Annotated in this window: 10 protein-coding genes; 5 read left to right on the top strand and 5 right to left on the bottom strand. The window is 53.5% G+C overall.

What is annotated here, in order from left to right; translation table 11 throughout:
- The 3 genes from INT22_RS13015 to INT22_RS13025 form a co-directional block, all read left to right on the top strand.
- Nucleotides 1-541 (top strand): HisA/HisF-related TIM barrel protein (locus INT22_RS13015; protein ID WP_226912704.1); only part of this gene is annotated, 541 nt, incomplete at its 5' end.
- On the top strand, nt 538-1,311 hold the full coding sequence (gene hisF / locus INT22_RS13020) for an imidazole glycerol phosphate synthase subunit HisF (RefSeq protein WP_193060149.1): 774 nt from the start codon (nt 538-540) through the stop codon (nt 1,309-1,311). The genes INT22_RS13015 and hisF, both read left to right, overlap by 4 nt.
- Before the next feature lie 42 nt (nt 1,312-1,353).
- Nucleotides 1,354-1,860 (top strand): hypothetical protein, encoded by a 507-nt coding sequence (locus tag INT22_RS13025; RefSeq protein ID WP_193060150.1) that lies wholly within the window; start codon nt 1,354-1,356, stop codon nt 1,858-1,860.
- Nucleotides 1,861-1,873: 13 nt separating this feature from the next.
- Here INT22_RS13025 and INT22_RS13030 read toward each other — a convergent pair whose 3' ends face one another.
- On the bottom strand, nt 1,874-2,476 hold the full coding sequence (locus INT22_RS13030; RefSeq protein ID WP_193060151.1) for a YjaG family protein: 603 nt from the start codon (nt 2,474-2,476) through the stop codon (nt 1,874-1,876).
- A gap of 112 nt (nt 2,477-2,588) precedes the next feature.
- Here INT22_RS13030 and INT22_RS13035 point away from each other — a divergent pair, with 112 nt between their 5' ends.
- Nucleotides 2,589-3,281 carry a type 1 glutamine amidotransferase gene (locus tag INT22_RS13035; protein ID WP_193060152.1) on the top strand — a complete coding sequence of 231 codons (693 nt, stop codon included), beginning with the start codon at nt 2,589-2,591 and terminating at the stop codon, nt 3,279-3,281.
- A gap of 22 nt (nt 3,282-3,303) precedes the next feature.
- Here INT22_RS13035 and mnmH read toward each other — a convergent pair whose 3' ends face one another.
- From mnmH to INT22_RS13055, 4 genes are all read right to left on the bottom strand, one after another.
- Nucleotides 3,304-4,416: a tRNA 2-selenouridine(34) synthase MnmH gene (mnmH, locus tag INT22_RS13040; protein ID WP_193068354.1), complete on the bottom strand. Its 1,113-nt coding sequence runs from the start codon at nt 4,414-4,416 to the stop codon at nt 3,304-3,306.
- Complete coding sequence (selD, locus tag INT22_RS13045; protein ID WP_089039892.1) at nt 4,413-5,450, bottom strand: selenide, water dikinase SelD; 1,038 nt, start codon at nt 5,448-5,450, stop codon at nt 4,413-4,415. The genes mnmH and selD overlap by 4 nt, the downstream gene beginning before the upstream one ends.
- A 45-nt stretch (nt 5,451-5,495) precedes the next feature.
- Complete coding sequence (gene radA, locus INT22_RS13050) at nt 5,496-6,866, bottom strand: DNA repair protein RadA (protein WP_193060155.1); 1,371 nt, start codon at nt 6,864-6,866, stop codon at nt 5,496-5,498.
- 109 nt (nt 6,867-6,975) lie between these two features.
- Nucleotides 6,976-7,425 carry a copper resistance protein NlpE N-terminal domain-containing protein gene (locus tag INT22_RS13055; protein ID WP_089039894.1) on the bottom strand — a complete coding sequence of 150 codons (450 nt, stop codon included), beginning with the start codon at nt 7,423-7,425 and terminating at the stop codon, nt 6,976-6,978.
- A 164-nt stretch (nt 7,426-7,589) separates the two neighbouring features.
- Here INT22_RS13055 and hisC point away from each other — a divergent pair, with 164 nt between their 5' ends.
- A complete protein-coding gene (gene hisC / locus INT22_RS13060) occupies nt 7,590-8,651 on the top strand; it encodes a histidinol-phosphate transaminase (protein ID WP_193060154.1) in 1,062 nt (353 codons plus the stop codon).
- The last annotated feature ends 88 nt before the right edge of the window (nt 8,652-8,739 follow it).

Below are 8,739 nucleotides of genomic sequence, written 5' to 3' on the forward strand. Positions count from 1 at the left end.
TGCGCGCGCCTACCCTAAGCTGCCCATCCAAATTGGCGGCGGTATCCGCTCAGCGGAAACCATTGAGCATTATTTAAATGCCGGGGTTTCTTACGTCATTATTGGCACTAAAGCAGTTAAAGAGCCGAACTTCGTGGGCGAAATGTGCCGTGCGTTCCCAGGCCACATTATTGTTGGCCTGGATGCTAAAGATGGCTATGTGGCCACCGATGGCTGGGCGGAAGTATCCACTTTAAAGGCGACCGAGCTCGCCAAGCGCTTTGCCAATGACGGCGTTTCCAGCATTGTCTATACCGACATCGCCCGCGATGGCATGATGCAAGGCGTCAATGTAGAAGCCACGGCTGCGCTAGCCCGCGAAGGTGGCTTACCGGTGATTGCTTCCGGTGGCGTCACCAATTTAGACGACATTCGTGCGCTGTGTGATGTCGCTGACAGCGGCATTTTAGGCGCGATTACCGGCCGCGCGATCTATGAAGGCAGCCTCGATGTGGCAGAAGCTCAGCGCTTGAGCGACCAGCTTAGCGGAGGCGACAAATGAGTTTAGCGAAACGTATTATCCCTTGCTTAGATGTCGATGCCGGACGCGTGGTGAAAGGCGTTAACTTTGTTGGCATCCGTGATGCAGGCGACCCGGTCGAAATTGCTCAGCGCTATAACCAGCAGGGTGCCGATGAAATCACCTTCCTCGACATTACCGCCAGCCATGAAAACCGTGACACAACGGTCGACATGGTAGAGCGCATTGCCGGTGAAGTGTTTATTCCCCTCACCGTGGGGGGAGGCATCCGCAGTTGCGATGATATTCGCACGATGCTGAATGCAGGGGCTGACAAAGTCTCCATCAATACCGCCGCGGTGACCAACCCCGAGTTTGTTCGCGAAGCCGCCGAGCGCTTTGGCAGCCAATGTATTGTGGTGGCGATTGACGCTAAGAAGGTGTCTAAAGAAGGCGAGCCTCCTCGCTGGGAAATATTCACTCACGGTGGGCGTCGACCAACGGGACTGGATGCCATCGAGTGGGCCAAAAAGATGGTAGAGTTTGGTGCTGGCGAGTTATTGCTCACCAGTATGGATCGCGACGGCACTAAAGTGGGCTTTGATCTGGGGGTTACCCATGCTATTTCTGAAGCCGTTAGCGTGCCGGTGATTGCTTCTGGCGGTGTAGGAAACTTGGATCACCTAGTAGACGGCGTACTCAAAGGTGGTGCCGATGCGGTATTGGCAGCAAGCATCTTCCACTTTGGTGAATATACGATACCAGAAGCAAAACGTTACATGGCGGAGCACGGCATCGAAATGCGCCTTTAGCGAAACCACTTAGCAAAAAGCCCTTCTCTCAGGAGCAGTGACATGCCTCGTTATTATCAATGGGCAGGAGGGATAGCAGGGATTTGGCTGAGCACTACCGTCTCAGCCTTTTCTTTGCCAGATTGGCCTCCCACCTTAGAACTTGATCACACACTGGTGCAAACCAGTTTGCTAACGCGCCACTTCGATCCTGACCCTGACCATACCAATCAGCAAAAACTGGCAAGCATTGAACTACATAATCCAGACCGCTGGTTAACAGGGGCGGCATGGTTTAAAAACTCATTTGATCAACCAACCTGGTATTTTTATGCTGGGCGTGAATTCCCGCTTTGGCAATTTGCCGAAGAGATCAACGTACGCGCCAAGCTAACTGGCGGGCTACTACACGGCTATAAAGGTGAATATCGCGACAAGATTCCCTTTAACCATTTAGGCACGGCGCCTGCACTGCTACCCAGCATTGGCGTGCAATGGGGGCGTGTAGAATCAGACCTTATCATCTTCGGCACCGCCGGCATGATGGTCACGGCGGGCCTGCGGTTTTAACCAGCTTCGACCGTTACTCCTCGCCTTCGTCTAAGGTTAAACCAAGATTACTAATGCCGTTATTACGCCCTAGCTGACGAATTTCTTTTAGGGAGGTTTTATTAATTGGCTCGCTCACGGCGTCCAAAACAGCGTCCTGGAAATCATTTTCGTCGGCCATCAAGGGATGGTCGCGAATGATCAGCGCAAGCGCCTGGGCATCTTCTTCACCTTCCGTTAGCTCGATAAAAGCGCGCACGCCCGCTCGCGAGGTGCGGCTGACATCTAACACGGCTTCGGGCGACTCCCCCAGCAACGTATCCAGCAGCGCGGATACCGACACAACAGCATCTAACGCTCGGCGCGCTCCAAAGCTCTCATCATCTTCAGGAGGTTCGCACTCAGCCAGTTTTTCCGCTTGCCGAGCAAAGTCTATGCTCGCATTCGAAACGCTCAAACGTTCCCACACCAGGCTCAGCACAGTCCGCAGTGTATGCTCGTCACCTACCCCCGCGGTTTGTTGATAAAGCGCGTAGTTAGGTAGCAGACGTTCACATAGGGCTGCCATAAACGCTTGCTGAGCGGGCAACGGCAACTGTTGAAGCCGCTGGTAAAATCCTAGGGGTTTAGCCACCATGCTGATTTCCTGGGTCACAATATTGGTGAAATGAACGCGATACGTTATCGTCGCACAAACGCGGCAGGAGATCCCTATCGCGTTATTAACATCGGCCGGCGAGGAGATTACCATGCATATCCATCTGCTACAGCACGGCCCTGACCATGGTCCCGCTCGTCTAACTGACTGGCTTGAGAGTATGGGCCATAGTTACACCGTTTTTCATCTTTATGCGGGCGAGCTAACCCCACGACCAGGTGAGTGCGACGCGCTAATTATACTGGATGGCCCTGAACGTCTAGTGAATGATCCACCCGATTGGTTTAAAGCCGAACGCAAGCTGATTAACCGCTATCTGGATGGGCAGAAACCAGTATTGGGTATTGGCTTGGGCGCACTGTGGATAGCGGAGGCGCTGGATGCCGTTATTGCACCAGGCACCTACCCTGAAATTGGCTGGCACCAAATAACACTTGCCCCAGAAAGCACCTTTGACCTACCCGAACAATTTGAGGCATTTATGAGGCACCGCCTCGTGTTTAGCTTACCGGAAAGCGCACTACCACTAGGCGGCAGTGCAGCAGCACCACTGCAAGGTTTTTCGTGGGACGCCGGGCGTGTCGTCGGTTTACTGTGTCATTTCGAAGCGACGGCTTCTAGCGTATCACCACTGCTCAATGCCGATGAGTGGCCACAGCCCAAAACTGCCGCAGCAGGACGCTTTATACAAACCAGTGAACAGATCCTAGAAGATGCTGGACGCTTTCATCAGTTAGCCCCGCTGCTAGACCGCGTGATGACCCAATGGCTGAAAGCGGCATAAGCTATAGATGAATACAACGCCGCTAAGCGCTCCACTGCCTAGCGGCTTCTAAGCAGCTTTCCCAATCGCCAACATGCAGTTCCACAGGACGGTTATCTCGCTGCTTTTCAAGATGATAGCGATAAAGTGGGTCGTAATATTCGGTCAACAGTGGCGCAAGCCATGCTTCGTGGGCTTGAATATTCCCTAGCGCATGGGCATCAAACGCCATACCTTGTAATCGCTGTAGACGCTGCAATCGGGCATTGCCTAAGCGTTTCGCCAAACGCTCCAGGGCATTGGCTAATTGGAGTCGCATACGTTGCCAGCCCTCTTGCTGGCCGTAACGGGCAGTGTAGCGCTGTTCAAGTGCTTCGATATAGTCACGGCGCAACTGCTCTAAACGCCAATCCAAGGGCATCTCAATGCGTATTCGCGGCGCACGCTGCAGGGCATGCCAAAAGGTAAGCGGAATATTGGCATTACCGATTTGCCGCGACTCATCTTCTACCACTAAGCTTCCCGTCAGCCCAATTAAGCGCTTGGCTAAGGCATGTTCAAAATCAATTTGTGTTGTCGGTTCTTCTGGCTGCCTCCCAAAAGCCGATCCTTTATGGTTGGCAAACGCCTCCAGATCAATGCCGTTACTCAATTGATTAATTAGCGTCGTTTTCGCGCAACCCGTCAGCCCCGCCACGACCAGCATCGGCTGGCTGGCCACGACCAGCATCGGCTGGCTGGCAGCCTCATCAATGCGCTGACATAGCCGTTGCCGCATCGCTTTCCAGCCACCGTCAATGCGCGGCCTGTTGATGCCTGCATCAGCAAGCCATTGCTGTGCAATTTGCGAACGCAGCCCTCCGCGAAAACAGTAGATAATAGCGTCTGGTTGACGCGCTACGTATCCCAGCCACGCGTCAACGCGTGCTCGTTTAGTGTCACCGCTGACTAAACGTTCACCTAACCCGATTGCCACCTGCTGTCCGTGCTGTTTATAAGCAATGCCCACTTGATGGCGCTCATCATCAACCATTAACGGTAAGTTAACCGCGCCAGGCAAACTGCCTTGAATAAATTCAACCGGGGCGCGCACATCTATCAGCGGTGTTGTTTGCGCAATTAAGTTCAATGATGCCGGAACAGTGGCTAGCGTCATCCAATGACCTCAATCAAAACGTCGCCTTGAGCTGCCTTCATGGTGCCAAACGGCACCAAGGTAAGACTGTGCTCACGACCAATACGCTCTACATCGTCTTCCCAGGCAGGGTCGACACTGATCAGCAAACCACCTGACGTCTGAGGATCACACAGCCATTGCCAGTGAGCATCGTCCATCGCAGGCAACGCTTTGCCAAGGGCTTCGCGGTTGCGCAGCGAACCCCCGGGGACAGCGCCCTGCCGACGGTAGGCTTCGGCTTCTGCTAAACGGGGTAAGCGGCGAAAATCGATCTGCGCCATCACACCGCTTGCGCTGCACATTTCAGCTAGGTGTCCAGCAAGGCCAAACCCGGTGACATCCGTCATAGCGTTAACGCCTTTCACCTTAGCTAACTCAACACCGATATGATTGGGCTTGAGCATCGTTTCACGAGCAAGGCCGTGATGGCCAGCCTCTAACAAACCCCGTTTTTCGGCTGTGGTTAGTAGCCCTACGCCAAGTGGCTTGGTTAGGAATAACAGGTCATTAGGCTTTGCTTGGCTGTTGAGCTTTAAATGCGCTAAATCGACTAACCCGTTGACCGCCAAACCAAACATCGGCTCAGGAGCATCGATCGAGTGACCGCCCGCTAACGCTACCCCTAGCTCACGACAAACAGCCTGGGCACCGGCAACAACATCTCCCGCGATTTCTGCGCTGAGTTTATCCAGCGGCCAACCTAAAATCCCTAATGCCATGACCGGCGTGCCACCCATGGCATAGACATCGCTAATCGCGTTAGTGGCAGCAATACGACCAAAATCAAAGGGGTCATCGACAATCGGCATAAAGAAGTCGGTGGTCGCAATCATGCCGCGGCCATCACCCAAATCATACACCGCTGCGTCTTCGCGTCCCTTGTTACCGACAATGAGGCGTTTATGGCCCGCGGCAGGCCCAGCTTTAGCAAGAATCCCATCCAGTACATCTGGTGCAATTTTGCAGCCGCAACCCGCTCCGTGACTATATTGGGTTAACCGAATTGCACTCATGGCGCCTCTCCTTAGTCTTAATGCTTTTCCTTAGCATAGCTTACGCTACAACGCTTCCAGGGCATCGCTCAATTTATCGACAGGGATAACCTCCATTCCCTTCGGAGCCTGCTTGGGTGCGTTGCCGCGCGGAACAATTGCCCTTAGAAAACCGTGCTTAGCCGCTTCAGCAATGCGTTCTTGCCCACTGGGCACTGGTCGAATTTCTCCTGAAAGCCCCACTTCGCCAAACACCACCAGCTCTTTTGGCAGTGCGCGATTTTGCAGACTGGACACCACGGCTAACAGCACCGCTAAGTCAGCACTGGTTTCGAGCACTTTCACTCCACCCACCACGTTAAGGAAGACATCCTGATCACCGGTAAACAGACCACCGTGGCGATTTAATACGGCTAGCAGCATGGCAAGTCGGTTTTGATCGACGCCAACGGCAACACGGCGAGGATTACCCAGGGCAGACTCATCCACCAATGCCTGCACCTCCACTAGAATTGGCCGAGTGCCTTCCCACACCACCATGACCAAGCTACCGGGTGCCTGCTCTTCTTGGCGTGAGAGGAAAATCGCACTGGGGTTTTTAACCTCTTTCAAGCCTTGCTCGAGCATTGCAAACACACCCAGCTCATTCACCGCGCCGAAGCGGTTTTTCTGGCCGCGGAGCGTTCTAAATCGAGAATCAGCTCCGCCCTCTAATAGCAACGAAGCATCAATCATGTGCTCCAGCACTTTAGGACCCGCCAGCGTGCCATCTTTGGTCACATGACCAACCAGCAAAAGAACCGTGTTCGTTTGCTTAGCGAAGCGTGTCAGCGCTGCCGCAGATTCCCGTACCTGGGCAACGCCTCCCGGCGCAGAGCTGATATCTTCCAGATGCATAGTCTGGATGGAGTCAATCACCAGAATCTCTGGCTTCTCCCGTTCAGATACCGCCAAGATGGTTTCCACGCTGGTCTCGGCCAACATTTTCAAGCCATTAGTAGGCAGCTGTAAGCGGTGGGCGCGCATGGCGACTTGGGAAAGCGACTCCTCCCCAGTGACATATAGAATACGCCGCTGCTGGGCGAGCTTGCAGGCAGTTTGTAGAAGCAGTGTAGATTTACCAGCGCCTGGATTCCCCCCCAGTAACACAGCGGAACCCGGCACTAAGCCACCACCCAGCACACGGTCAAACTCGGCAAAGGTCGAGGTAAGGCGAGGAACCTCACTGAGATTCACATTGCTAAGATCCACTACATCGCGCGACAGGTCTCCAGCATAGCCCGCTCGTCCCGTCGCAGTACCACCTCCAGGTCGCGCACTGGCCAAACGAATCTCACTTAGCGTGTTCCACTCCTGGCAGCTGGAGCACTGGCCTTGCCACTTTCGATACTCTGCACCGCACTCGGTACATACAAAGGCACTCTTCGCTTTCGCCACCGCCATGTTGCTCCTGTTGATATCTTGATGTCGCCACTGAGATTTATGCATCAGATCGCTAGAAATGCAAAAGGCGGCCAATGGCCGCCTTTGAGCGTCGCTTCACACTTTATTGACGCTGTAACTGCAGCATTTCGCCATTCTCGAAACGACGACGCTCTGGGTCGATTAGCTCCAGCGTGCGCTCACTGATACGCTGGAAGTAGTAAATCTGACCATCGCCATTCGGCGTTAATTCATAGACAGTAGCATCCGGATCAGACGGCGTGCCCGTCAACACTTCCCAGTTACCTGCATAGTTTTCGTCTGGTGGTGTTTGTGGATGATTACGATAAGTGGCGTTTAACGTGAACGTCCGTTCTTCAGGAGCACTCATTTCTTCGCCTATCATCGTCACATCCAAGTCGATACCATCGCAGTTGCGGCAAGGCAGCGTACCTTGGTAATTGACTTGAGAAGCAGTCATTCCTGCATCTTCACTCTGGCCCGTCGGGCCAGCTGCACAGCCCGCCAGCAGTGCCAACATAGCCGAGCCGGCTAGCAAACTCCTAAATTGCATTGAGTGTCTCCTTATCGTGTTGGACATACATTTCTTTCGCGCGCTTATGACAGCATAACCGCTACAAGGTGCGACGCCCACCCCCTTACTTACTTGAATGCTTGCGCTCGGGCAGCCATCGGGTGACCATGGGGTATTAACATTAGGATAATCAGGTTACCCGCATGAGCCAATACTGGAGTCCAGCTGTTCGGGAGCTTACCCCCTATGTGCCAGGTGAGCAGCCCCGCGAACAGGTTATTAAACTCAACACCAATGAAAACCCTTACCCACCCGCGCCAGGGGTGAGCAAGGCGCTGCGTAATTATGCCATCGATCATTTGCGCTTGTATCCTGACCCTACCTCTTATGCATTGCGTACAGCGCTGGCTGAAAGCTATGGGGTTAGCGTGGCAGAAACCTTCGTCGGCAATGGGTCAGATGAAGTGCTCGCGTTTGCGTTTCAGGCCTTCTTCTGCCATGACGCACCGCTGGATGTCCCCTCAATCACCTATAGCTTCTACCCTGTTTACGCCAATCTTTATGGCGTCACGCTTCGCAAACACCCACTAAATGCCCAGTGGGAAGTTGATATTGATGCTCTGGCGAGTGCATCAGAGCGCAGCGGCGTTATTTTTGCCAACCCAAACGCGCCGACTGGACACGCGCACCCCCTCGAAACCATTGAGGCTCTGCTTAAGCGCGTGACAAACCGGGTTGTATTAATTGATGAGGCTTATGTTGATTTCGGCGCAGAAAGCGCTGTCGCCTTAGTTGAGCGCCACCCTAACCTGCTAGTCACTGGAACGTTCTCTAAATCACGTAGCTTGGCGGGGTTACGCTTGGGCTATGCCATCGGCTCCCCAGAGCTGATTGATGGACTTCAGCGGGTCAAAGACTCGTTTAACTCCTATCCCGTCGATAGTCTAGCGAGCCTCATCGGCATTGAAGCCCTTAAGGATGAAGAACATTTTAACGCCTGCCGAAATAATGTGATCACGACTCGAGAGCGCACGCGTCAGCGTCTTGAGCAGCTAGGCTTTGAAGTACTGCCATCAAAAGCCAACTTCGTGCTTGCCCAGCATCCCGATTTTGAAGGCGCTCAGCTGTTTGCAGGCCTCCGCGAGCGAGGAGTCTTGGTACGTCACTTTAATACTGACGCGCTCAACAACTCCTTGCGCATCACCATCGGCACAGATGATGAAATGGATAGTTTAATAGAGGCACTGGAAGCAATCTGCCGCTAATTCTCACATTTTCAAAGCATAAAAAAATCCCCCAAGGCATCAGCCCTGGGGGATTTTTTCGAATAGTCTATAACCAATAGCGCAAACA

The organism is Halomonas sp. 3D7M, assembly GCF_014897885.1.
Taxonomy (GTDB): domain Bacteria; phylum Pseudomonadota; class Gammaproteobacteria; order Pseudomonadales; family Halomonadaceae; genus Vreelandella.

Excerpts from the sequence above, each read along its gene's own strand:
- hisF (WP_193060149.1), top strand. The coding sequence starts at position 538 with ATGAGTTTAGCGAAACGTATTATCCCTTGCTTAGATGTCGATGCCGGA.
- INT22_RS13025 (WP_193060150.1), top strand. The coding sequence starts at position 1,354 with ATGCCTCGTTATTATCAATGGGCAGGAGGGATAGCAGGGATTTGGCTG.
- INT22_RS13030 (WP_193060151.1), bottom strand. The coding sequence starts at position 2,476 with ATGGTGGCTAAACCCCTAGGATTTTACCAGCGGCTTCAACAGTTGCCG.
- INT22_RS13035 (WP_193060152.1), top strand. The coding sequence starts at position 2,589 with ATGCATATCCATCTGCTACAGCACGGCCCTGACCATGGTCCCGCTCGT.
- mnmH (WP_193068354.1), bottom strand. The coding sequence starts at position 4,416 with ATGACGCTAGCCACTGTTCCGGCATCATTGAACTTAATTGCGCAAACA.
- selD (WP_089039892.1), bottom strand. The coding sequence starts at position 5,450 with ATGAGTGCAATTCGGTTAACCCAATATAGTCACGGAGCGGGTTGCGGC.
- INT22_RS13055 (WP_089039894.1), bottom strand. The coding sequence starts at position 7,425 with ATGCAATTTAGGAGTTTGCTAGCCGGCTCGGCTATGTTGGCACTGCTG.
- hisC (WP_193060154.1), top strand. The coding sequence starts at position 7,590 with ATGAGCCAATACTGGAGTCCAGCTGTTCGGGAGCTTACCCCCTATGTG.